The organism is Serinicoccus kebangsaanensis, assembly GCF_008919445.1.
Lineage (GTDB): Bacteria > Actinomycetota > Actinomycetes > Actinomycetales > Dermatophilaceae > Ornithinicoccus > Ornithinicoccus kebangsaanensis.
Window position 1 is genome coordinate 1 of record NZ_VSLG01000022.1, and the last position, 22309, is coordinate 22309.

Below are 22309 nucleotides of genomic sequence, written 5' to 3' on the forward strand. Positions count from 1 at the left end.
GCCGCGTCCTCGTCTGGCACACACGCCGGAGACGACGACCTCAGCTACCGCGCTACACCACTATGCGGGACTCAGCTCACCGGGGCCCTGCCGGCAGACAAGACGGAGTCTGGCGCGTTCGGCTGATCCAGCGTGGCCAGCCGGAGGAACGGGCCACTGATCACGGGACACGGGCTGAGGCCGTGCCTTCGTGCTGCCTCGAACACCACCGGCTGCGTGCCACCGGCCGGCAGCCCCAGATCATGCACAGTCCGTTCGACGAAGCACAGGTCCTGGCCCTCTGGTCGTCGAAGGCGGCGTGCTCCAGAAGGGTCCGAGCATGGGCGTTGAGCCGAACACCTGCTCCTCGCAGAGCCCCCAAGAGCGCGTCTCGGGGCTGGCCGCCAACGCGAACTCTCCGATCGCCGAGCCCAGGCGCATGTGTCATAGGCACTCATACTCCCTGAGTGCTGACAACGATCAGGGTTGGGGCTGAACGACCGAGGAGAGCTCCCGGTCAGACCAGGGGTCAGCGGCCAGATCAGGCGCCGGACTCAACAGCAACCAGGTCTGCTCCCCCTGGCCAGAACCCACCTCGGGCGGGCTGAGCCGAGCCGCCACCGCGACGTCTGGACTCACGCCGAGGATGCGCCGCACCTCGGTCGTCGTGTCCTGGAAAGGCACCTGCTCGTCCAGCACGTCACCGAGCCGGTCGGGCCGGACCTCCGCGCTGGACAGCGCATAGAAGTCGCCCCTGTACGTGAAGCCGGCACCGCTCGCTCCGCGCCCGTCCGGGTCGACAGCCCGGATGAGCACCCACCCCGAGAGCAGCAGCACGGCAGCCATGATGAGGGCGCCCACCACGACCCGTCGCCTCCGCGCTGCCGTCACTGCGCCAACCTCATCCTTCATCGTCCCGAGCTCAGAGGACGACTGCTCGAGCGTCGCCATGGTCACGGGGGATGATGAGCCACTCACAGCCGATCTCATGCGGCGGCGTCGGACGCGCACGCGCACCGTGGTGACGGCGCAGGCGTGCCCGTAGCCCTCCGCGCCATGAGGCTTGCCACTATAGGCCTGACGGTGGCCATTCGGTCCTCAAACCCGCACACACATCAGCAGAGCGAGTCACCGGCGGAGCGAGCGTGCTCTCCAGAGTTCCTGCCAGCCGACCAGGGGCTCGTCTGCGGCGGTGAAGTAGTGCCCACGTTCGCTGTTGTCGCGGCCGATCATGAAGCGCAGATTGGCGGCGTCGATGGTGGAGCTTCGGTCGTGAGCCTGCGGGCTGATGTGGTCGATCGACAGAAGCCGGTCAGCGCGGTCCCGGCCGGTCCTCTTCGCTCCGGTGTGCAGCTTCAGCTGGGGCGAACGCCCCGGCTTCTGGTCGAAGCCAGCGGCCTGAAGCATGGTGCGCACAAATCTCGCCTCGGGACCGGGGTCCGACGACACCAGGGTCCAGAAGTGTTCACGGGATCTCTTGAAGCTGCGTGCCTCGCCCTTCCGGTCGTGACTGGCCCTGTGCCACAGGGCCGCCACGTCCGGGGTCTCGTCGAAGGCTCGCGCATACGCCGCTTGGTAGTGCTCCATGGCTGCCTCCTGGGCACGCAGCTGTGCCATGCAGCCGGTGCACAGACGCCCGACCACCGCCGGTCCGCACAGGTTCATGCAGCGGTTCGCGTCCTCCCGGATGCGGAGCCGACGCTCCTCGACCCTGCCACTCTCGCCGGGGTCGTGCTCACTGGCCTCCGCGGCGCGCATCGCGCAGGCGAGGCACAGGCTTCCGACCGAGGTCAGATAGCCGCCGCAGCCGCTGCACCCCGTCACCACGGGGACCTCCCGGACAGGGGTGATCGGCTCGGGCGTCAGTCGAGTGGCCAGGTCGCTCAGGCGGGGCGGCTCGGAGCCCGACCCCAGCTCGTAGCCAGCGTCGCGCAGGTAGGCCCTCGCCGCGAGAGAGTCCGCTCCGGTCCCCTCGTTCACAAGCATCCAGAGGCGTGCTGCGCGGAGCTGCTCGTCGTCGCAGCCCAGAGCTGCCCGGTCCCACAGACGGTCCATCACCGGAGTCTGCTCCAGGCTGTCCTGAGCTGCCGCCAGCTCGAGGGCCCGTCCTTCGTCGGTCATGTCCGCGCGAGGGTCCAGATAGGGCGGCGGTGGGGGCGGTGCAGAGCGCTCAGCGGCGGAGACCGTCTCTGCGAGATCGCGGAGAGGGACGCTGGGGGTGGCTCCCTCGGCGGCTGCCTGGGCGGCCCGGTGAATCTGGAGCTCCGTGCTGCACATCGTCCCGACGACGCGCGTCCCCAGCCCGCAGCCGCACAGGTTGCGTTGAAACATGGTGCGCTCATGAGCGGCGTCGGCCCAGGCTGCCTCGGCCCGCCGCCGTTCGGCCGCCTCCCGGTCCCGTTGCTCGCTGTAGCGTGCGTCCTCTTCGCGGCTCATGTCTGCAGGTATGCCGACTAGGCCCGGATGTTGCGGATGACCGCGTCCTGCGCCGCCCAGGTCCTCGCGAGCGCGGCGTTGAGGGCTTGGGGGGACGGTGGCAGGACCCGCCAGGACTCGTCGTCCTGGGCGCCGACCGTGCCGGATGCAGGGCCGGTGGCCGAAGCCGCAAGGGCGGCGAGCCAGGGCTTCTCGTGCTGGGGCTCACGCTTCGTCGACACCTGCGGCGACGTGTCCGCACCCGAGCGCTGGGAGGCCTGATGAGCAGCCAGTGCCGCTACGCCGATGACGGCGTACTGCAGTCCCTTCTTGGCCACGGCGACCGTGCGCTCGTCCCGGGCGAGGGTCGACCCCGCCCGGGTGGCCCGCCGCGCGAGGTCGCCACCTCCGCGGCCCAGAGACTTCATGGCGCGTGAGGTCCGCGCCCGCACTGTCAGGGGCACCGCTTCCTCGTGAGGTTCAGGTTGGTCGGGTGCGATCTCACCACACGTCTGCGCATCGTTCATCGGAAGTCACGCCCGCCACAAGGAGTGGGGCTCCGCAGCTCGTCGCCCCGAAGATCTCAGAATCGGGCTCACCAACACCGGTGTCAAGGGGATGAGGCCGGCTGTCAGACGTTGCCGGCAGGCCCTGGGCGAACCTCCTCCGCCAGACCGCCCCTACACCGACAGCGTGTTGACGGTCCTGGTCACGCGTCCGCCCTCGTTGCGCAGGAATGCGATCTGACCGAACTCGAGGTGCGACCAGCCGTCGGTGTCCTCGGTCAGCGCCTCGGAGGCGAAGATGACGCCGGTCGCCTCGTCCTCGTCGCACGTCTCGAAGGCATACGTCGAGGTGTCCTGCTCGAAGTTGCGACCCATGAGCAGATACATCGGCTCCAGGAGCATCGAGAGGCTGCGGTCGTCGGTGGCCGGCTCCGCCTTCCGCAGCTCCTTCCAGTCGCCGCTCGGGTCCGTCTCGCCGTTCAGCCCGAGGCCGGCGTTGATGCCGATGACGCGGTCTGCGGACACCAGCGCCATCTTCAGCTTGGTCAGGCCCGGGAGCTCGAGGGTATCCATCGCCCCCGCGATCAGCCGGATCAGCTCCTCGACCGCACGCTGGACGTCCTCGTCGCTGTCCCCCTCGAGCAGCGAGAGCAGCAGCACGTAGATGAACTCGGTGTCCGTGGAGCCCGCCATCTGCTTGAGGTAGTCGTCCTTGCAGTGCTGCAGCAGCTCGCGCTGGAGCAGCCGCCAGCTCGGCAGGTAGCCGTTCTGCGCGACGATCCAGGACGTGCCCTGGAAGGAGAACGGGTGACAGTTCTCGTCGGTCAGCACGACCTTGGCGTCATAGGCAGCGGCCCGGACGTGGGCCAGCATCGTGCTGGCACGCAGGCTCGGGACGATCCGCTCCACGTTGTCGTCGTAGAACGCGGCCATCGGGCGGCGGTAGATGAAGGGCCTGTCCGGGTCGGCCAGGTGCTCGCCCCAGGCACCGAACCCCCACCCGGCCAGCTGCAGCTCGGGGTGCGTCTCCGGGTCGAGGGCCTGGTTGACCAGGCTGTTCGCGGGCGTGAGGAGCAGATTCTCCAGCGGGGTCTCCGGCCCGATGAACGCGAGCACTCGGCACATACGTTTCCCTCCCTGACACTTTCTGATCGGTGGTGACGGTGGCCAGCCTAGGCGCCGGGCGGTGATCCCGGCCCCTCGATCCGCCTGGAGGCAGCACGCTACGGTCGGCGCCATGGAACTCACGCACCGCACCAGCCTCGACGTGGACGCACCCGCGCAGACCGTGTATGCCCTGGTCAGCGATGTCACGCGCACCGGCGAGTGGAGCCCGACCTGCCGCAGCTGCGAGTGGGACGACCCGGCGCAGCAGGGGGTCGGTGCCCAGTTCAGCGGTCACAACGAGACGACGGAGCGGCGGTGGAGCACCCGCTCCACTGTCGTCGCGGCAGTGCCTGGTCGGGAGTTCGCGTGGGAGGTCGGCCAGGGATACGTGCGGTGGGCCTACCTGCTGACCCCACGGGAGGGCGGCACCGAGCTGACGCACACCTGGGAGTTCACCGACGCGGGCCAGCGCTACTTCGAGCAGACGTATCGTCCTGACGCGCCGGCGCAGATCGCGCAGCGGACCGCGGCCGCGCGGGAGGACATGCCTCGGACCCTCGCGGCCATCCGCGACATCGCGGAGCGCGACCACGCCGACCGCTGAGCGGACGGATCCTCTCCCCGCTCAGCAGGTATGCCGCGGGCTCACGACGGGTGTCGGCCCAGCCCAGCGTCCTTGGCCTTGGCGATCGCCTCGGCCCTGCCGCTCGCGTGCAGCTTGGCGTAGATGGACGACACCGCGTTGCGCACGGTCTTGTTGGAGACGTAGAGCTGGGCCGCGATCTGGTCGTTGGACCGTCCCTCGGCCAGCAGGTCGAGGACGGTCCGCTCCCGTTCGGTGAGCTCGGGGAAGGGCACCTGCACGGCCGGCGCCGGGGCACCCATCCGCCCGAAGAAGTCCGCCACCCGCGCCGCCAGGGAGGCGCCGAACACCATCCCGCCGGCCGCCGCGGACCGGATCGCGCGCTCGACCTCCTCGGCCCCGGCCCCCTTGAGCAGATACCCGCTCGCACCGGCCCGCATCGCCGCCAGGATGGTGTCGTCGTCCTCGTTCATCGTCAGCATCAGGACGCTCACACCCGCGTGGCGCCCGGTGATGAAGCGCGCCGCGTCGATCCCGTCCAGCCGGGGCATCTGGATGTCCATGACCACGACCTCCGGCAGCACCTCCCGCACCACGTGCAGGGCCTCCTGCCCGTCGGCCGCGGTGCCGACCACCTCGATCCCCTCGAGCGCACCCAGCAGCGCGACCAGCCCGTCGCGCACGATCTGGTGGTCATCGACCACGACGACGCGGATCATCGGTCCTCCATCGGCAGGACGGCGCGCACCAGCGTGCCGCCATCGGGTGGGCAGGTCACCTCGGCGCGGCCGCCGAGCTCGCCGGCGCGCTCGCGCATGGACAGCAGCCCGACGCCGGACTCGGTGGTGTCGTCGATCCCGACGCCGTCGTCGCGGACGGTGACGACGAGCGCGTCGTCCTCGACGGCCAGCCGCACCTCGCAGCGGGTCGCCCGGGCGTGGCGGGTCACGTTGGTCAGGGCCTCCCCCACGATCCGGTATGCCGCCACCTCCACCGCCGCGGGCAGCGCCCCGAGGTCATCGGCGACCACCGTCGTCACCGGCCCGGCGGCGCTCATCCGGTCGACCTGCTGGGTGAGCGCGCCGACCAGGCCCCGGTCGTCGAGCGCCGGAGGTCGCAGGTCGTGCACGAGGCGGCGCACGTCGGCCACGACGTCCTGGACGTGCGCCGACGTCGCGGCGAGCTGCTCCTTGGCCTGCTGCGGCTCCCGGTCGAGCAGCAGCCGGGCGGACTCGAGCTGGAACACCACCCCGCCCAGCGCCGGCCCGAGGCCGTCGTGCAGGTCACGTCTGATCCGCCGGCGTTCCTCCGCCTGCGCGAGCACGAGGCGCTCCCGGCTGACCTGCAGCTCGTCGGCCAACCGGCTGCTGCGCGCGGCGGCAGCGGCCTGGCGCACCAGGTCGCCCAGCAGCTCCTCGTCCTCCGGCGTCAGCCGGCTGCGCAGGCCACGGACGGGCAGGACGAGCCGCCCGACCTCCTCCCCGCGGTAGGAGATCGGCAGCACCCTCGTCTCCCCCGGCCGCTCCCCCACCGTCGTGACCAGCCGTTCACCCCCACCGCGGTCCACCTCCACGCTGACGAAGGGCACGCGGAAGGCGTCGGCCACCGCCCGCGCGACCGCGGCCAGCTGCTCGCTGCCCTCGTCGGCCGTCTCGAGCGTGGCCGCCAGACCGGACACCGCGTCATACCGGTCGGCGCGGGAGCCGAGCACGAGGCGACGCACCCACCTGCTCAGCCACTCGCGCAGCGGCGCGTAGACGAGGACGGTCAGCAGGATGACCAGGAGCACGGCCTGGCGCTGGTCCAGGCGGTCCCCCATGAAGGCGGCGAGCAGGCCCAAGCCGAGCAGGTCGACCCCGACGACGATCGCCGTCAGCGACCCGTAGACCAGGGTGCGACCGAGCAGCTCCTCGATCGAGACGAGGGCAGGGTCGACGATGCCGATCGTCATGGCGGCGGCCGGCAGCAGCACGAGGAGGACGACGGAGAGGCTGACCATCGTGCCGAGGGCGACCAGGGAGACGGCCACCAGGGCCAGCACCGCGATGACCGACCACAGCAGCCACCGCATCCGGTCGCGCTCCAGGCCGTGCGAGCGGCGGAACCGCACGACGACCGTGGCCACCGCGAGCAGCAGCCCGGCGGTCGACGCCGTGGCGGTGATCGGCCGCGCGACGTCGACGACCGCCTCCGGCATGTCGAGCGCGCCGAGGTCGACGTCGATGCCGGGAGCGGCGACGTCGGGCAGGTTGTGGGCAGGTGCCACGACGATGAGGAGGGTGGCCAGGATCATGACGAGGGTGGCGGTCCACGAGGCGACCCGCCACCGGCCGGGCAGGAACCGGCCGGTGGGGAAGAGCAGGAGCAGCAGCGCGATCGTCACCGGGAGGAACGCGGCGGCCCGGTTGAGGAACCAGAGGGCGAGGTTGCTGCCCACGAGCGCTTCGTCATACCCGATCGCGTAGCGCACCCAGGACTGGGCGAGGCCGTCCAGCGCCCAGAAGCACCCGAGCCAGGCCAGCGCCCAGCCGAAGCCCTGGCTCCGGTCACGCACGAGGATGACGGTGGCGAGGGCGGCCAGCAGCGGACCGAGGACGGCGTAGGGCCAGCCCCAGCCGGGCGCGAGCTGCGCGCCCGCGCCGGTCGGGTCGGTGCGCAGGTCGAGGCCGACGCTGAGCGCGAAGATGGCGCCCGTGACCAGCAGGAAGCCGGCCCCCGCCCATCGGGCGGCGGCCGGCTCCGGCGATCGAGGACCGAGCACGGTGCTCACTCTGTCAGTCCCTCAGCTGTTGCGGTATGCCTTGTCACCGGCGGCGAACCCGATGGCGGTGACGAGGAGCCACGGCACGGCAACGAGGCCGGCCAGGTACTGCATCGGGGAGATCCCCAGCAGCATCGTCAGCCCGCCCAGGACGAGCCCGACCAGACCCAGCCAGCGCGGCACGACCCGGGCGCGGGCAGCGAGGAAGATGCTGACGCCGCTGAGCCCGGTGAGGGTCCACAGCCACGGGATCGTGCCGATCCAGTGGTTGTACATGATCGCGTTGCTCGGAGCGACGCCGGCGTCGCCGGCGGCGAGCGCGAGCATGAACTCGGTGTCCAGCCCGGAGGCCAGGATGGACACGACTGCGGTGCCGAGCAGGCCGGCGAACGCCGTCAGCGGCAGCGCGCTGTCGGTGGGCGACGTCGCCCGGAGGCGGCGGTAGAGGCCGGCGCCGAAGACGATCATTAGGACCGCGCCGAGCGCGGTGACCGAGTGGAAGGCGAACATCCAGCCGGCCTGCGTCTCGAGCCTGGCGACGACCTGCTCGGGCGTCGTGAGGGTCGGGTCATAGACCGCGTTGACGGCACCGCTGGTGACGATCGTGCCGATCCCTGCGAGTGCGGCCCCGACGCCGCAGAGCGCCCAGAGACGGCTCCGGCGCGGGCGGACCGGCGCCGGCTCGGCGACGACGTCCGAGCGGACGGGGTTGGTGGTGATGGTGGTCATCGCGACTCCTTGTGTGTCGTGGTTGATGCGATGACACGACTGTGGCGGGCACGGTGTCCCGCGGGACAGGGACAGGTGGGCACACGTTGTCCCTGGTCGAGGGCAGCACGGCACCAGGCGCCCGCGACGTGGATCGGCGCGCGCTGGTATACCGTGCGGCGCGTGAGTCAGGACGAGCTGCGGATCAAGGGCCTCCTGGGCGAGCCCGAGCTCGGACCCTGGGGGCTGGCCACGTTCATGGTCGAGCTGAGCCGATGGCCCACGGGCGTCGAGGTCGAGTCGCTCCAGCGGCTGGCCCACCGGATGACCCGCGCCGATGTGCGCGTGCCCGCCAGCGACCGCAGCGAGACACCCTGCCTCGAGGTCCAGCGCGCACGCGCGCGGCAGCTGCCGCAGGTGGTCTCCGAGCTCGAGGATCTCTTGGCCCGGGTCCGTGCCGACGACCCGGGACGGCGGCGTCAGCGCCAGCGCCAGCGCGAGAGCCAGCGCGAGAACATCTCCAGCGAGCTGCACCGGCTGCTCGGCTCCGACGAGCAGCGTCCACCGTCAGGCTGAGGGCCCTGGGTCCTCGGGTCGTGCCCTCAGGACGCGGCCTCCCGCAGGGAGGACAGCGCCAGCCGCTCGACGAGCTCGTCCGGGACGGGCCTGCGTGCGGTGAAGGTGATGCCGGTCTTGGTCGCCTTCAGACCCGCACCGGCGATCTCCTCCGCGTGCTCCGCGACGGCGCCGGGCAGGACATACAGCCCGCACTGCTTGCTGAACGCCGCATAGCTGGCGACCACGACGCCCTCGAACCTGAAGCCGGGCATGGCGTAGGCCATCATCTCCTCGGCCTCCGGGAGGGTCTGCGCCAGGAGACCGCGCAGCCGCGTGAGCACCTCGCGGAAGTGCTCGGGCGCCGCAGCGATGTAGTCGTCGTGGTCGATCGGCTGCGGCTGCTCGCTCATGGCCGCAGTCTGTCACCGGCTCGTCTCAGAGCCCCTGCCAGTCCGGCTTGTTGGCCCACGCCTCCCGGTAGTAGCCGGCCAGCTCCAGGCGCGCGGCGGCCGCGTCGTCGAGCAGGACGCTCACGTGGGGATGCCACTGCAGGACGGTCGCGGGCCAACGCGCCGACACCGGGCCCTCCACCAGCTCGGCGACCGCGCGCGCCTTGCCCTCCCCGGTCGCGACCAGGACGACGTGCCGGGCCTGCATGATCGTCGCCAGGCCCTGGGTCAGGCAGTGCGTCGGCACCGCGTCGGGGTCCCCGTCGAAGAAGCGCGCGTTGTCCTCCCGCGTGCGCCGGGTCAGGGTCTTGATCCGGGTGCGGCTCGCGAGCGAGGACCCGGGCTCGTTGAAGGCGATGTGGCCGTCGCTGCCCAGCCCGAGCAGCTGGACGTCGACCCCGCCCGCGGCGGCGATGCGGTCCTCGTAGGCCCGTGCCGCCGCCGGCAGGTCGTCCGCACTCCCCTGCGGGCTGTGCACCTGCTCCGGCGGGATCCCCGCCGGGTCGGTCAGCTCGCGCCGGATCTCGGTGCGGTAGCTCGCCGGGTGGCCCTCGGGCAGCCCGACGTACTCGTCCAGCGAGAAGGTGCTCACCCCCGACAGGTCGAGCTCGCCCGCCCGCACCCGGGCGACGAGCCGGGCATACACCGGGCGCGGGCTGGACCCGGTCGCCACGCCGAGCACCGCTCGCGGCCGCGAGCGCACCAGCCGGCTCACCACATCGGCGCCGAGCCGGCCGATCTCGTCCGCACCGCCGCAGATCACCACCTCCATCAGTCCACGACCTCCAGCCGGGTGGGCGCCACGGCGGCAGGCTCGGGCATCCGGAGCGGCGCGTGGCCGGGGGTGATCCGCCCGGCCAGCCGCGCGTGGCGGGCTCCGGTGACCCCGGGGACGGTGCCCGGCAGACCGTGCCAGGTGAGGAAGCCCAGCAGCGCGAAGAGGCAGGCCTCCTTGCCGTCGACCGGTATGCCGTGCGCGTCGCTCGTGGTGACCTGCGCCTCGGGCAGGGCGCGCCGCAGCCGCGACAGCAGCGTGAGGTTGTGGGCACCGCCGCCGCTGACCACCAGCTCCGCGGGCGCATGCGGGAGGAGCGCGTCGGCGACGGTCCGCGCGGTCAGCTCGGTGAGGGTCGCGAGCAGGTCGGCGTCCGCGACCGGACGGCCCACGGCGGCCAGCGCGTCGTCGACGTGGCGCAGGTGGAAGTGCTCCTTGCCGGTCGTCTTGGGTGGCCGCCGCTCGTAGTAGTCGTCTGCCAGCAGGATCGCCAGCAGCTCGTCGTCGACGCTCCCCGACGCCGCGCCTGCACCGTCCACGTCGTAGCGGTGCCGGCCGGCGGTCTGCCGGGCGACCGCCGCGTCGACCAGGGCATTCGCCGGGCCCGTGTCGAAGGCGAGCACCCCGCCGGCGTCGACGACGGTGGCGTTGGCGATGCCGCCGAGGTTCAGCGCCGCGCAGGTATGCCCTCGCCCGCCGAGCCACAGCGCGTCCCAGGTGCTCGCCAGGGGCGCGCCCTGCCCGCCCGCGGCGACGTCGGCCACGCGCAGGTCGGAGACGACGGGGGCGCTGGTGCGCTCCGCGATCCAGGCGGGCTGGCCGACCTGGAGGGTGCCGGCCACCGTGCCGTCGACCACGTCGTGGAAGAGGGTCTGCCCGTGCGAGGCGACGAGGTCCGGGGTCCCCCCGGCCAGGTCGACGCCCATCGTCGCCACCGCCTCGGCGAAGGCCTGACCCACCCGCGTGTCGATCCGGCACACCTGCTCCAGCCCCACCTGGCCGGGCGGGAGGGCCCCTAGCACGCTCTCGCGCAGGTCGTCGGCGAAGGGCACGGTCCCCGACCCGAGCACCCGGAGCCGGACCACGACGTCCACCAGCTCGACCTCGAGGGCCGCGACGTCGATCCCGTCCACGCTCGTCCCCGAGCCCACGCCGACGACGATCACGACGGCACCAGCGCCAGGGCACCGCGGACCGAGTCGCCGCTGCGGGCGAGCAGCTCCCGCGCCCGGGCCGCGTCCGCGCCGCCGAGCACCATGACCACGGCGACCTTGGTGCTCCAGCCGGCGTCCTCGAGCGCGTCGGTGGCCTGCCGGACGTCGCAGCCGGTGACCCTGCCGACCATCCGCACCGCACGGTCGCGGAGCTTGACGTTGGAGGCCTGCATGTCGACCATGAACGGCCCGTGCGTCTTGCCGAGCCGCACCATGACGGCGGTGGAGAGGGCACCCAGCAGCATCTTCTGCGCGGTGCCGGCCTTGAGCCGGGTCGAGCCGCTGATCACCTCGGGCCCGGTCGGCACCTCGATCGCGTGGTCCACCCCGGCCGAGGCCCGCGCACCGGTGTTGCTGGACACGGCGACGGTCAGGGCGCCCCGCCCGGCCGCCTCGCGCAGCCCGTGCAGGACGTAGGGCGTCCGCCCCGAGGCGCTGATCCCCACCACGACGTCCTGCGGGCCGACACCGGCGTCGCGCACCATGGCCGCGCCGGCGGGTCCGTCGTCCTCGGCCCCCTCGCGGGCCTGCACCATCGCCTCGACTCCCCCGGCGGGCAGCGCCTGGACGAGCTCGGGAGGCGTGCCGTAGGTGGGCGGGACCTCTGAGGCGTCGACGAAGGCCAGCCGGCCCGGCGTCCCGGCGCCGAGGTAGAACATCCGCCCGCCGCCGCGCAGCCGGTCGGCGATGTCGTCCACGGCGGCGGCGACCGTGCCGGTGACGGCCAGCAGCGCGGGCGCGACCGTCGACTCCGCCTCCCAGAGCTCGCGCAGCACCGCGGCGGAGTCACGCTCGTCCAGGTCGAGCAGGTCCTCGCGCACCCCCTCGGTCGCGAGCGCGCCGATCACCTCGGCCGGGCCGGTCGCGCTGGACGCGTCGGTCTCGGTCCGAGCGCCGGGGGGCTCGTCGTCGGCACGCCGCACGACGCTGACCTGGTCGGCCACGACCGTGCTCGGCTCGCCCGCACAGGCCTGTCGGGCGAGCAGCTCGGCCCCGTCCAGCGACGTCCCCCCGGCCGGCAGGACGCTCCCGCCGACCGCGGCGGCGAAGGGCTCGGCGAGGATCGCGCCGACGTCCGCGAGCCCCCCGGCGAGGCACACCGGCAGGCCCGGGTCCAGCGCGTCCCGGCAGGCCGTGGCGGTGCGGGCCAGCGCCTGCGCCGCGTCGTGCCAGATCTGCCGGGCCACCTCGTCCCCCTCACGTGCGGCGTCTGCGACGTCCGGCGCGAAGGAGGCGATCAGCCGCGACGGGTGGTCAGCGGAGTGCACCAGCGCGGGCAGCCCGACCAGCTCGCGGAACCGCTGCGTGGCCGCGTGCTCGAGCGCGGCCGACCCACCGCGGCCGTCCCGGTGATCCAGGGCCGCGCGCAGACCGGCGCGGCCCACGGCATACCCGCTCCCGTCGTCGCCCAGCAGGAATCCCCAGCCGTCGCGCACCACGGTCCGCCCCCCGGCGTCGGCCCCCAGGGCCACCGCGCCGGTGCCCGCCGCCACCACGACTCCGGGGCGGTCGCCGATCGCCCCGAGATAGGTCGTGGTGACGTCGCCGGTGAGCACCACCACGTCGGCGAGCTCGTTGACCAACGCTGCCGCGAGCGCCCCCCGCCGGGCGCTCGCAGCGTGGTAGCCGACCAACCCCATTGCCAGGACGTCGACGCGCCCCGGGCCCGGAGGAAGGGAGGCCAGCGCCGTGCGCAGCGCCCCCATCACCTCACGCACCCCGTCCGCCGCGGCCAGACCCACCACGCCGGGCCCCTGCGCCTCGGTCGGGCCCTCCGGTCCGCTCCGGCGCACCCGGACCCCGGTCTTGCCGACGTCCACCGCCAGCGTCGTCGGCACGGTGCCCGGTCTCTGCGTCGTCGTTGACATCACGAGCGTCAGTGTGCCAGGGTTTGGACCGTTGGTCTAGCACCGTTGGTCTAGATGCCTCTGACAAGGACGTGAGAGCAGATGCCCCAGCCGAACCCCCGACGACGCCGTGCCGCACTCGCCCTCGCGCTCCCCCTGGGCGCCAGCCTCGCCCTCGCCGCGCCGGCGCTCGCCTCGACCCCGTCGAGCGCGTCGGCCGGCGGCCCGCCGCTGTCGGACTGCCGCCTCTCCCCCGAGGCACCGCTGCACGAGATGCGCGGCGTCTGGATCGCCAGCGTCGCCAACATCGACTGGCCCTCGCAGCCCGGCCTCAGCCCGCAGGAGGCCCAGGCTGAGCTGCTCGCGTGGTACGACGAGGCGGCGGCGTCCGGGCTGAACAGCGTCTTCGTCCAGGTGCGGCCCACCGCCGACACCTTCTGGCCCTCCGAGCTCGAGCCCAGCAGCGCCTGGATCACCGGCGAGCAGGGCGCGGACTTCGGCGGCTGGGATCCGATGGCCTTCGCTGTCGAGGAGGCGCACGCCCGGGGCCTGGACTTCCACGCCTGGTTCAACCCCTACCGCATCACCCTCACCGGCACCGACCCCTCGGTGCTCGCCGAGGACCACCCCGCCCGGGTCCACCCCGACTGGGCCGTGCCCTACGGCGGCAAGCTCTACTACGACCCCGGCGTGCCGGCGGTCCGCGAGCACACCACCGCGGTGATCATGGAGGCGGTCGAGCGCTACGACATCGACGGCGTCCACTTCGACGACTACTTCTACCCCTACCCCGTGGCCGGTGAGGAGTTCCCGGACGACGCGAGCTTCGCCGAGTTCGGGGGCGACTTCGAGGACCGCGGCGACTGGCGCCGCGACAACGTCAACCGGCTGATCGAGGGGCTGGACCGCCAGATCGGGCAGACCAAGCCGCACGTCGCCTTCGGGGTCAGCCCGTTCGCCGTGTGGCGCAACGCCGGCACCGACCCGGAGGGCTCGGACACGACCGCCGGTGCCCAGACCTACGACGACCTGTATGCTGACACCCGCCTGTGGGTGCGGCAGGAGTGGCTCGACTACGTGCTCCCGCAGGTCTACTGGGCGATCGGCTTCGAGCCTGCGGCCTACGACGTGCTGGTGCCCTGGTGGAGCGAGCAGGTGGACGGCACCGACGTCGCGCTGTGGATCGGCCAGGCCACCTACAAGGTGGGCACCTCGACGCAGAGCCCGGAGTGGTCCGACCCGCAGGAGATGGTGCGCCACCTCGACCTCAACGAGCAGCACCCGCAAGTGACCGGTGACGTCTACTTCTCCGCCAAGGACGTGCGCGCCAACCGCCTCGACCACTGGCCGCTGCTGCAGCAGGTGCACTACACCAACCCCGCCCTGCCACCGGCCCTGCACCCCGGCACGACCGCGGAGGTGGAGGCACCGAGCAAGGTCAAGGCCAGGGGCACCGCGGACGGCACCCGCCTGTCGTGGCGGCACGCCGGCGACGACGCGGGCTTCGCGGTCTACCGCGTCGACGACGCGCGCGGCCCGGGCCGGCTGAGCTGCGAGGACCTGGACGAGGACAGCCTCGTCGCGGTGCTCGGGACCGGTGACCGCAGCTGGACCGACACCGAGGGCGACAAGCACGACGTCTACGTGGTCACGGCGCTGTCGACGGACAACACCCAGTCAGCTCCATCCCGCCCGGTGCGTGGTCGATGAGCGCGGAGCCACAGCCTGCCGCGGGGCCGCCCCCACCGGCCCCCGCGGCACCTCCGCGCGCGAGCAAGGCGCACCTGGTGCGGCAGCGGCTCGAGGACCTCATCGCGCCGATGAGCCCGGGCGAGCCGCTCCCCGCCGAGCGGGACCTCGCGGCCGACCTCGGTGTCGCCCGGATGACGCTGCGCCGGGCGGTGGAGGCCCTGGTCGCCGACCACCGGCTGATCCGCCGGGCGGGCGCCGGGACCTTCGTCGCACCCACCCGGGTGGACCAGCAGCTGTCGGCGACGTCCTTCTCCAGCGACATGCGCTCGCGCGGGATGACGCCCGGGGCGCACACGGTCTGGGCACGGGAGCAGCCGGCCGGGGTCATGCTGGCCTCGGTCCTCGGCATCGACCCCACGGCGCGCCTGGTGCACGTGCGCCGGGTGCGGACCGCCGACGGGGAGCCGATGGCGCTGGAGGACCTGCACGTCCCCGCGGCGCTGGTGCCGGGCCTGACCGGCACCGACCTCGAGGACGCCTCGTTCTACCAGCTGCTCGACTCCCGCTACGGGTTGTCGATCAGCGCCGCGACCCAGACCATCGAGCCGCACCTGGTCACCCCGGACGAGGCGGACCACCTCGGCACCCACGCCGGCGCCCCCGCCTTCCTCTTCGAGCGCACCTCCCGCGTCTCGGACGGGCAGGTGGCGGAGTTCGTCCGGTCCGTCTACCGCGGCGACCGCTACCGCATCCTCGTCGACATCTTCCCCACCTCCACCGGCGACCGCCGGTGACCGACCTCCACCAACGCGCACACCCCCGAAAGGACACACCATGAAGAGCACATCCCGCGCCATGCTCGCGCTGGCCGCCGCCAGCGCGCTCACCCTGTCCGCCTGCGGCGGCGACTCCGGCACCGACGGCGGCTCGGACGGCGCCACCGACGCCTCGGGCGAGACCCTCACCGTGTGGATCATGGAGGGCACCAACCCCGACCCCACCCCCTTCTTCGACGAGGTCAGCACGGCCTTCGAGGAGGAGACCGGCGCGACCCTGGACATCCAGTTCGTGCCGTGGGCCTCGGCGCACGACAAGTTCACCAACTCGATCGCCGGCGGCACCGGCCCGGACGTCGCCGAGGTCGGCACCACCTGGACCCCGGAGTTCGGCGACGCCGGGGCGCTGATGGACCTCTCCGACCGGATCGACGAGGCCGGCCTGGCGGACGGCTACGTCGGCAGCGTGCTGGACTCCGGCACCGTCGAGGAGGCCGTCTACGGCGCCCCCTGGTATGCCGGTGTCCGCTCCATCGTCTACCGCACCGACCTGCTGGAGGAGGCGGGCGTGGAGCCGCCCACCACCTGGGACGAGCTCGTCACGGTCGGCGAGGCGCTCAAGGAGTCCGACCCCGAGCTGGTGCCCTTCCCGGTGCCCAACTCCACGCATACCACCACCCCCTTCATCTGGGGCGCCGGTGGCGAGGTCGCCACCCAGGACGGCGACGTCTGGAGCTCCGGCCTGGACTCGCCCGAGTCGATCGAGGGGCTGACCTTCCTGGAGAGCCTGGCCGGCGAGCACGACCTGTCCACCCCGGCGGCCAGCACCTGGAACGAGGCGGACACCCGCGACGCCTTCGCCCGCGGCGAGGCCGGCATGATCATCAGCGGCTCCTGGACCCCGAAGTCGATCATCGAGGCCAACGCCGACCTCGAGGGCAAGCTCGGGGTCGTGCCGATCCCGGGCCAGGACGGCGGCATGGCCCCGTCCTTCGCCGGCGGCTCGCACCTGTCGGTCTTCGAGACCACCGACAACGAGGACCTGGCGTGGACCTTCGTCGAGATGATGACCACCGGTGAGTTCGCCCAGAAGTGGGGCGAGCAGACCGGCTTCTTCCCGGCGACGAACGACCTGCTCACCCAGCTGGAGGAGGCCGACGACCCGCTGGTGGCACCGTTCGCGCAGCAGATGAAGGACGGCAGCGCCACGCTCCCGGTCACCCCGCTGTGGGGTCAGGTCGAGGGCGCCCAGACGGTGCCGGCGATGATGGAGTCCATCCTCGGTGGCAAGGCCAGCGTGGAGGAGGCCGCCACCACCGCCGCCGACGAGATGAACGAGATCTTCGGCTCGTGAGCTCACCCGCCCTGGGGTCGGCGCGGCGGCCGTGGCTGCTGCTCGCGCCGACCCTGGCCGTCATCGGCATCCTGCTGCTGTGGCCCATGGTCCGCGTCGTGCTGCTGTCCTTCCAGGACTTCGGCCTGCGCGAGCTGGTCCGCGGCGGGGCCGAGTTCGTCGCGATCGACAACTACCGCGACGTGCTCACCGACGACCGGCTGTGGCGGGTCGCCCTGCCCAACACGGCGATCTTCGCGCTGGTCTGCGTGGTGCTGACGGTGGCGGTCGGCACGCTGGTCGCGCTGCTGCTGCACCGGCTCTCCCCCGGGTGGCGGACGCTGGTGACGATGTCGGTGATGGCCGCCTGGGCGGTGCCGGCCGTGACCGGGACGTATGTCTGGGTCTACCTCTTCGACGCACGCGCCGGCTTCCTCACCGGGGTGCTGGGCCAGCTCGGCCTGGTCGACGTCGCGACCCAGAACCTCTTCACCGAGCGGGGCTGGTTCTACGCGATCGCCACGCTCAACGTCGTGCACCACGGCTTCCCGTTCGTCGCCGTCACCGTGCTGGCCGGGCTGATGACGATCCCGACCGAGCTGCCGGAGGCGGCGATGATCGACGGCGCCAACGCCTGGCAGCGGTTCCGGCACATCACCGTGCCGATGCTGCGGCCGGTCTTCGCGATCGTGACGATCCTGTCCACGATCTGGGACTTCAAGGTGTTCACCCAGATCTACCTCATGCCCGGCGGTGACGGGTCCAACCGGGAGGTGCTCAACCTGGGCACCTGGAGCTACATCACCGCCATGTCGCAGAACAAGTTCGGCCTCGGCGCGGCCATCGCCGTGCTGCTCACCCTGCTGCTGCTCGCCATCACCGCGGTCTACCTGCGGACGCTGTTCAAGGAGGAGGAGCTGTGAGGCGGCTGCTCGGGCGCAGCGGGCTGGTGCTGGCCAGCCTCACGGTCGTCGTCTTCAGCATCTTCCCGGTCTTCGTCATGCTCGGCACCGCGCTCGACCCGGCCGCCAACGCCGGCGGGCGCGGCGTCATACCCTCCGGGATCTCCTTCGAGCACTTCGCCCGGATCTTCTCCCAGACCCGGTTCCCGGACTACCTGCTCAACTCGCTCATCGTCGCGGTCGTGACCGTCGTCGCCAGCGGCCTGCTCGCGCTCTTCGCCGCCGTCGCGGTGGCGCGCTTCCGCTTCTCCGGGCGGACCAAGATCCTCATGATGATCCTCATCGTGCAGATGGTGCCGATGGAGGCGTTGGTGATCCCGCTGTTCCTCCAGGCGCGGAACCTGGGCCTGCTCAACAGCCTGCTCGGGCTCTCGGTGGTCTACATCGCGTTCAGCCTGTCCTTCGCGATCTGGACCCTGCGCGGGTTCGTCGCGGCCGTCCCGGTCGAGCTGGAGGAGGCGGCCTACCTCGACGGGGCGAGCTGGTGGCAGATGTTCTGGAAGGTGCTCTTCCCCCTGGTCGCGCCCGGCCTGGTCGCGGTGAGCGTCTTCAGCTTCATCCTGGCGTGGAACGAGTTCATCTTCGCCCTGACCTTCATGGCCGACGACGACATGTATACCGCTGCCGTCGGTCTGCGCACGTTCTTCACCCGCAGCGGCACCGACTGGGGTGCGGTGATGGCCGCCAGCTCCATCATCACGGTGCCGGTGATGATCTTCTTCGTCGCCGTCCAGTCGCGGCTGTCCAGCGGACTCATGGCAGGAGCCACCAAGGGATGAGCGCTCACGACGGACCCGCCGCGGACGACCAGCGGCGCGACGCACTGGGCGTGCTCGCCCCCGGCTTCGTCGGGACCGAGCTGCCGGACTGGCTGGCCGGGCTGCTGTCCGACGGGCTGGCCGGCGGCTGGCTCTTCGGCCACAACGTCGTCGACGGTGACCAGCTGCGCGCGCTGAGCGGGGCGATCCACGACCGGCGCGGACAGGCCCTGGTCTGCGCCGACGAGGAGGGCGGCACGGTGACCCGGCTGCACCACCGGGACGGCTCCCCGTGGCCCGGCGCGTGGGCGCTCGGCGTGGTGGACGACGTGCAGACCACCCGGGCCGTCTACCGCGGCATGGGCGCCGAGCTCGCGGCCGCCGGGGTCGACCTCACCGCCGCCCCGGTCGCCGACGTCAACAGCGAGCCGACCAACCCGGTGATCGGCGTGCGCTCCTTCGGCGCCGATGCCGACCTCGTGGCCAGGCACGTCACCGCCGCGGTGCACGGGCTGCGCGACGCCGGCGTCGCCTCCTGCGCCAAGCACTTCCCCGGCCACGGGTCGACGACCCTCGACTCGCACCTCGACCTGCCGATCCTCGACGTCGACGACGACCTGCTCGCGAGCAGGGACCTGGTGCCCTTCGCCGCCGCCGTTCGGGCGCGGGTCGACACCGTCATGACCGGTCACCTGGTCGTGCCCGGCCACGGGGAGCTCCCCGCCACGCTCAACCCCTCGCTGCTGCGGATGCTGCGCGACCAGGTCGGCTTCGACGGCGTGATCTGCACCGACGCGCTGGACATGGCGGCGGTCGCCGACCGCTTCGGCCGCGAGCGCAGCGCGGTGCTCGCGCTCGCGGCGGGCGCGGACCTGCTGTGCATCGGCAACCCTGTCTTCCCCGGCGACGACGACGCGCACGCCGACACGCTGCGGCTGGTGGAGGCGATCGTGGCTGCTGTGCGGGCCGACGAGCTGCCCGCCGACCGGCTGCGGGAGGCGGCCGCGAGGGTCCGCGGGCTGGGAGCGGCGCAGGCGGCCAGGCGGCAGGACCGTGCCGGGGCCGGCGCCGACCCCGTCGCACCGGACCCGGGCGACCTCGACCTGGCCCGGGGAGCCGCCACGCGGGCGCTGCGGGTCAGCGGCCGGTGCGGGCACGTGGCCGGGGCCGAGGTCGTGGGGCTGAGCACCCGCGGCAACATCGCCAGCGGCGCCCGTCAGGAGGTCCTCACCCGGGTCCTGGCGGCCGGGTGCGGGGGCACGGTGCGCGACCTGGACGAGCTTCTCGGCACGCACCCGCACACCCGGGCCGCGACACGTGGTGGACTGGTCCTCGTGAGCGACGACCACTCCGACCTCGCCGACCCACGACTGGGCGGCCTCCTCGCCCGGGCCGACGCCCTGGTGCACACCGGGATCCGCGACGTCCCGCCGGACTTCGGGGTGCCCTGCGTCATCCGGACCTTCGGCGGCGGCCTGGCCGGCGCCCGGGCCGCGTCCGAGGCGCTCGCCGGGGCCGGCCGGTGAGGCTGGTCTCCGCCGAGCAGGTGCTCTGGCCCGACGGCAGCCTCTCCGGCGGCTGGGTGGGGATGGACGAGGGTCGGATCACCCAGGTCGGGCGCGGTGCACCACGGGAGCCCGCCGACGCGCATACCTCCTTCCTCTCCCCCGGCTTCGTGGACATCCACTGCCACGGCGGCGGGGGGCACAGCTTCGCCACGCTGGACCCGGAGGAGGTGCAGGCTGCCGCCGCGACGCACCACCGGCAGGGCACCAGCACCGTCGTCGCCTCCCTCGTCTCCGCCGACGCGGAGCCGCTGCTGGCCCAGGTGCGCGCGCTGGCGCCGCTGGTCCGGGGCCGGATGATCGCCGGGATCCACCTGGAGGGCCCGTGGCTCAACCCGCTCCACCGGGGCGCCCACGACCCGAGCACCCTGCGCGACCCGGACCCCCGGGAGATCGACGCGCTCCTCGAGGCCGGCGCGGGCAGCATCTGCATGGTGACGCTCGCGCCGGAGCTGCCCGGGGGGATGGAGGCGATCCGCCAGCTGGTGGCCGCGGGTGTCGTCGTCGCCGTGGGTCACACCGACGCCGACGCCGACCAGCTGCGGGCCGCGGTCGACGCCGGCGCGGAGGTGGTCACCCACCTGTGCAACGCGATGCGGCCGATCCACCATCGCGACCCGGGCCCGGTCGTCGCGGCCCTCGCCGACTCCCGACTGACCCTGGAGCTCATCGTCGACGGGGTGCACCTGCACGACGACGTCGTCGACCTGCTGCACCGCAGCTCGCGGGCCCGGATGGTGCTGGTCAGCGACGCGATGGCCGCCGCCGGTGCGGAGGACGGGCGGTATGCCCTCGGCTCGATGGAGGTCGAGGTCGTCGACCGGGTGGCGCGCACCGTGGACACCGGCGGCATCGCCGGCAGCACCCTCACCCTCGACCGGGCCGTGCGCCGCGCGGTGGGGGCCGGCGTCGGGATCGGCGAGGCGCTCGCGGCGGCGACCAGCTATCCGGCCCGCACCCTCGGGCTGGACGCCGGGCAGCTCACCGTGGGCGGTCGAGCCGACCTGGTCGGGCTGGACGACGACCTGGGCGTCGACGTGGCCATCAGGGGCGGGGAGGTCCTGCAGCAGTCGTGACGTCCGGCTCCGCGGCCAGCGCCGCGGCCCTCGCCTGCAGGTGCTGCCGCTCGGCGTCGTTGCGGCACAGCTCCAGCGCCGCCCGGAAGTGCGCGGCCGCGGCAGCCCGCTCCCCCGCGCGCGCCAGCAGCTCCGCGCTCACCGCGGCCACCCGGTGGCTGCCGGGCAGGTCGACCTCCTCCAGGGCTGCGAGTCCCGCCCGAGGCCCGCTGGCCTCGGCGACGGCCACCGCCCTGGCCAGCCGTGCCGCCGGGGTGGGGTCGATGGAGACCAGTTGGTCGTAGTGGGCGACGATCCGGTCCCAGCGGGTCTCGGACACCTGCCGTGCGGTCGCGTGCTCGGCCGCGACGAACGCCTGCAGCAGGTAGGTCGCCGCCTGCTCGGGCAGGGACCTGCCCACCACCGACGGGGACTCCAGCAGGGCCACCGCCTCCTGGATCTCCTCCCGGTGCCACCGGGTGCGGTCCTGGTCCCCGAGCAGCACCAGCCGCCCCTTCGGGTCGACCCGCGCGTCCCGCCGCGAGTGCTGCAGCAGCACGAGCGCCAGGAGCGCGGTGAGCGTCGGGTCCTCCGGACGCAGCCCGCGCACGGTCCGGGTGAGCCTCACCGCCTCGCCGGCCAGCGAGGCCCGCACCGGGTCCGGCCCGCTGGCCGGGGCATACCCGGCGGTGAAGGCGAGGTAGGCCGTCTGCGCGACCGTCGCGAGCCGGGCCGGCAGCGCGTCCAGGTCGGGGATGGCGAAAGGGATGCCGGCCGCGACGATCTTCCTCTTGGCGCGGGTCAGCCTGGCGGCCATCGTGGTCTCGCTCACGAGGAAGAGCCGCGCGATGTCGTAGGTGCTGATGCCCAGGACGAGGCGCAGCGCGAGCGCGCTCGCGGCCTCCGGGGACAGCGCCGGGTGGGTGCACATCAGCACCAGGCGCAGCAGGTCGTCCTCGACCACGTCCCCGGTGTCCGCCATGGTGCGCTGCGGCTGCCGGTCCAGGTCCGTGGCGATGAGGGCGTGCCTGCGCCGCGCCATCGCCTCCGAGCGGAGCCGGTCGACGACCCGGCGGCGTGCCACCGTCTGCAGCCAGGCCGCAGGGTTGTCGGGCACGCCCTCGACCGCCCAGCGACGGGCGGCCGCCTCGACGGCGTCCCCGAGGGCGTCCTCGACCAGGTCGAGCCGGCGGAAGTGCGCGAGGAGGAGGGCGACCAGGCGCCCCCACTCCTCGCGCACCACGCGGTCCAGCTCGGCGGTCACAC

21 protein-coding genes are annotated in these 22309 nt (G+C 73.0%); 9 read left to right on the top strand and 12 right to left on the bottom strand.

Features of this window, described 5'->3' with window-relative positions; all coding sequences use genetic code 11:
- Window positions 1–459 precede the first annotated feature (459 nt).
- The 4 genes from FXF60_RS15910 to FXF60_RS15925 form a co-directional block, all read right to left on the bottom strand.
- Window positions 460–930 (bottom strand): hypothetical protein, encoded by a 471-nt coding sequence (locus FXF60_RS15910; protein WP_151526963.1) that lies wholly within the window; start codon window positions 928–930, stop codon window positions 460–462.
- 177 nt (window positions 931–1107) lie between these two features.
- Window positions 1108–2415: a hypothetical protein gene (locus FXF60_RS15915; protein WP_151526964.1), complete on the bottom strand. Its 1308-nt coding sequence runs from the start codon at window positions 2413–2415 to the stop codon at window positions 1108–1110.
- Window positions 2416–2432: 17 nt separating this feature from the next.
- A complete protein-coding gene (locus tag FXF60_RS15920) occupies window positions 2433–2822 on the bottom strand; it encodes a hypothetical protein (RefSeq protein WP_202879671.1) in 390 nt (129 codons plus the stop codon).
- Between the two features lie 252 nt (window positions 2823–3074).
- Window positions 3075–4025: a class II glutamine amidotransferase gene (locus FXF60_RS15925; protein ID WP_151526966.1), complete on the bottom strand. Its 951-nt coding sequence runs from the start codon at window positions 4023–4025 to the stop codon at window positions 3075–3077.
- A gap of 112 nt (window positions 4026–4137) precedes the next feature.
- Here FXF60_RS15925 and FXF60_RS15930 point away from each other — a divergent pair, with 112 nt between their 5' ends.
- Entirely contained in the window at window positions 4138–4611 is a 474-nt protein-coding gene (locus FXF60_RS15930; protein WP_151526967.1) for an SRPBCC family protein, read from the top strand.
- A gap of 41 nt (window positions 4612–4652) precedes the next feature.
- On the opposite strand, the gene FXF60_RS15935 is transcribed toward FXF60_RS15930, so the two are convergent.
- From FXF60_RS15935 to FXF60_RS15945, 3 genes are read right to left on the bottom strand one after another with little or no spacing between them, the layout of a single operon-like run.
- Window positions 4653–5309 (bottom strand): response regulator transcription factor, encoded by a 657-nt coding sequence (locus FXF60_RS15935; RefSeq protein WP_192796785.1) that lies wholly within the window; start codon window positions 5307–5309, stop codon window positions 4653–4655.
- Window positions 5306–7351, bottom strand: a complete 2046-nt coding sequence (locus FXF60_RS15940; protein WP_151526968.1) for a sensor histidine kinase — start codon at window positions 7349–7351, stop codon at window positions 5306–5308. The genes FXF60_RS15935 and FXF60_RS15940 overlap by 4 nt, the downstream gene beginning before the upstream one ends.
- A 21-nt stretch (window positions 7352–7372) precedes the next feature.
- On the bottom strand, window positions 7373–8080 hold the full coding sequence (locus FXF60_RS15945) for a hypothetical protein (protein ID WP_151526969.1): 708 nt from the start codon (window positions 8078–8080) through the stop codon (window positions 7373–7375).
- A 162-nt stretch (window positions 8081–8242) separates the two neighbouring features.
- Here FXF60_RS15945 and FXF60_RS15950 point away from each other — a divergent pair, with 162 nt between their 5' ends.
- Window positions 8243–8635: a hypothetical protein gene (locus FXF60_RS15950; protein WP_151526970.1), complete on the top strand. Its 393-nt coding sequence runs from the start codon at window positions 8243–8245 to the stop codon at window positions 8633–8635.
- A 26-nt stretch (window positions 8636–8661) separates the two neighbouring features.
- Here FXF60_RS15950 and FXF60_RS15955 read toward each other — a convergent pair whose 3' ends face one another.
- From FXF60_RS15955 to FXF60_RS15970, 4 genes are read right to left on the bottom strand one after another with little or no spacing between them, the layout of a single operon-like run.
- Window positions 8662–9027 carry an iron chaperone gene (locus FXF60_RS15955; RefSeq protein ID WP_151526971.1) on the bottom strand — a complete coding sequence of 122 codons (366 nt, stop codon included), beginning with the start codon at window positions 9025–9027 and terminating at the stop codon, window positions 8662–8664.
- A gap of 25 nt (window positions 9028–9052) precedes the next feature.
- A complete protein-coding gene (nagB, locus tag FXF60_RS15960) occupies window positions 9053–9838 on the bottom strand; it encodes a glucosamine-6-phosphate deaminase (protein ID WP_151526972.1) in 786 nt (261 codons plus the stop codon).
- A complete protein-coding gene (locus tag FXF60_RS15965) occupies window positions 9838–11007 on the bottom strand; it encodes an anhydro-N-acetylmuramic acid kinase (protein ID WP_151526973.1) in 1170 nt (389 codons plus the stop codon). Before FXF60_RS15965 ends, nagB begins: the two co-directional genes overlap by 1 nt.
- A complete protein-coding gene (locus FXF60_RS15970) occupies window positions 11004–12893 on the bottom strand; it encodes an N-acetylmuramic acid 6-phosphate etherase (protein ID WP_202879672.1) in 1890 nt (629 codons plus the stop codon). Before FXF60_RS15970 ends, FXF60_RS15965 begins: the two co-directional genes overlap by 4 nt.
- A 111-nt stretch (window positions 12894–13004) precedes the next feature.
- Here FXF60_RS15970 and FXF60_RS15975 point away from each other — a divergent pair, with 111 nt between their 5' ends.
- Genes FXF60_RS15975 through nagA form a run of 7 tightly spaced genes read left to right on the top strand, consistent with a single transcriptional unit; the run spans window position 13005 to window position 21064 of the window.
- On the top strand, window positions 13005–14612 hold the full coding sequence (locus FXF60_RS15975; protein WP_151526975.1) for a glycoside hydrolase family 10-like protein: 1608 nt from the start codon (window positions 13005–13007) through the stop codon (window positions 14610–14612).
- Window positions 14609–15388, top strand: a complete 780-nt coding sequence (locus FXF60_RS15980) for a GntR family transcriptional regulator (RefSeq protein ID WP_151526976.1) — start codon at window positions 14609–14611, stop codon at window positions 15386–15388. The genes FXF60_RS15975 and FXF60_RS15980 overlap by 4 nt, the downstream gene beginning before the upstream one ends.
- Window positions 15389–15428: 40 nt before the next feature.
- Window positions 15429–16724: a sugar ABC transporter substrate-binding protein gene (locus tag FXF60_RS15985; protein ID WP_151526977.1), complete on the top strand. Its 1296-nt coding sequence runs from the start codon at window positions 15429–15431 to the stop codon at window positions 16722–16724.
- Window positions 16721–17626 carry a carbohydrate ABC transporter permease gene (locus FXF60_RS15990; RefSeq protein WP_151526978.1) on the top strand — a complete coding sequence of 302 codons (906 nt, stop codon included), beginning with the start codon at window positions 16721–16723 and terminating at the stop codon, window positions 17624–17626. The genes FXF60_RS15985 and FXF60_RS15990 overlap by 4 nt, the downstream gene beginning before the upstream one ends.
- Entirely contained in the window at window positions 17623–18444 is an 822-nt protein-coding gene (locus FXF60_RS15995) for a carbohydrate ABC transporter permease (protein WP_202879673.1), read from the top strand. The genes FXF60_RS15990 and FXF60_RS15995 overlap by 4 nt, the downstream gene beginning before the upstream one ends.
- Window positions 18441–19949: a glycoside hydrolase family 3 N-terminal domain-containing protein gene (locus tag FXF60_RS16000; RefSeq protein ID WP_151526979.1), complete on the top strand. Its 1509-nt coding sequence runs from the start codon at window positions 18441–18443 to the stop codon at window positions 19947–19949. Before FXF60_RS15995 ends, FXF60_RS16000 begins: the two co-directional genes overlap by 4 nt.
- Window positions 19946–21064 (top strand): N-acetylglucosamine-6-phosphate deacetylase, encoded by a 1119-nt coding sequence (gene nagA, locus FXF60_RS16005; protein WP_238335892.1) that lies wholly within the window; start codon window positions 19946–19948, stop codon window positions 21062–21064. The genes FXF60_RS16000 and nagA overlap by 4 nt, the downstream gene beginning before the upstream one ends.
- On the opposite strand, the gene FXF60_RS16010 is transcribed toward nagA, so the two are convergent.
- Window positions 21033–22307, bottom strand: a complete 1275-nt coding sequence (locus tag FXF60_RS16010) for an RNA polymerase sigma factor (RefSeq protein WP_151526980.1) — start codon at window positions 22305–22307, stop codon at window positions 21033–21035. The genes nagA and FXF60_RS16010 overlap by 32 nt on opposite strands.
- Between the last annotated feature and the right edge of the window lie 2 nt (window positions 22308–22309).

What these genes read in the sequence shown, in the direction of transcription:
- FXF60_RS15920 (WP_202879671.1), bottom strand. Translation starts at nt 2,822, where the DNA reads ATGAAGTCTCTGGGCCGCGGAGGTGGCGACCTCGCGCGGCGGGCCACC.
- FXF60_RS15975 (WP_151526975.1), top strand. Translation starts at nt 13,005, where the DNA reads ATGCCCCAGCCGAACCCCCGACGACGCCGTGCCGCACTCGCCCTCGCG.
- FXF60_RS15925 (WP_151526966.1), bottom strand. Translation starts at nt 4,025, where the DNA reads ATGTGCCGAGTGCTCGCGTTCATCGGGCCGGAGACCCCGCTGGAGAAT.
- FXF60_RS15985 (WP_151526977.1), top strand. Translation starts at nt 15,429, where the DNA reads ATGAAGAGCACATCCCGCGCCATGCTCGCGCTGGCCGCCGCCAGCGCG.
- FXF60_RS15930 (WP_151526967.1), top strand. Translation starts at nt 4,138, where the DNA reads ATGGAACTCACGCACCGCACCAGCCTCGACGTGGACGCACCCGCGCAG.
- FXF60_RS15915 (WP_151526964.1), bottom strand. Translation starts at nt 2,415, where the DNA reads ATGAGCCGCGAAGAGGACGCACGCTACAGCGAGCAACGGGACCGGGAG.
- nagB (WP_151526972.1), bottom strand. Translation starts at nt 9,838, where the DNA reads ATGGAGGTGGTGATCTGCGGCGGTGCGGACGAGATCGGCCGGCTCGGC.
- FXF60_RS15955 (WP_151526971.1), bottom strand. Translation starts at nt 9,027, where the DNA reads ATGAGCGAGCAGCCGCAGCCGATCGACCACGACGACTACATCGCTGCG.
- FXF60_RS15980 (WP_151526976.1), top strand. Translation starts at nt 14,609, where the DNA reads ATGAGCGCGGAGCCACAGCCTGCCGCGGGGCCGCCCCCACCGGCCCCC.
- FXF60_RS15935 (WP_192796785.1), bottom strand. Translation starts at nt 5,309, where the DNA reads ATGATCCGCGTCGTCGTGGTCGATGACCACCAGATCGTGCGCGACGGG.
- FXF60_RS15910 (WP_151526963.1), bottom strand. Translation starts at nt 930, where the DNA reads ATGGCGACGCTCGAGCAGTCGTCCTCTGAGCTCGGGACGATGAAGGAT.
- FXF60_RS15945 (WP_151526969.1), bottom strand. Translation starts at nt 8,080, where the DNA reads ATGACCACCATCACCACCAACCCCGTCCGCTCGGACGTCGTCGCCGAG.
- FXF60_RS16000 (WP_151526979.1), top strand. Translation starts at nt 18,441, where the DNA reads ATGAGCGCTCACGACGGACCCGCCGCGGACGACCAGCGGCGCGACGCA.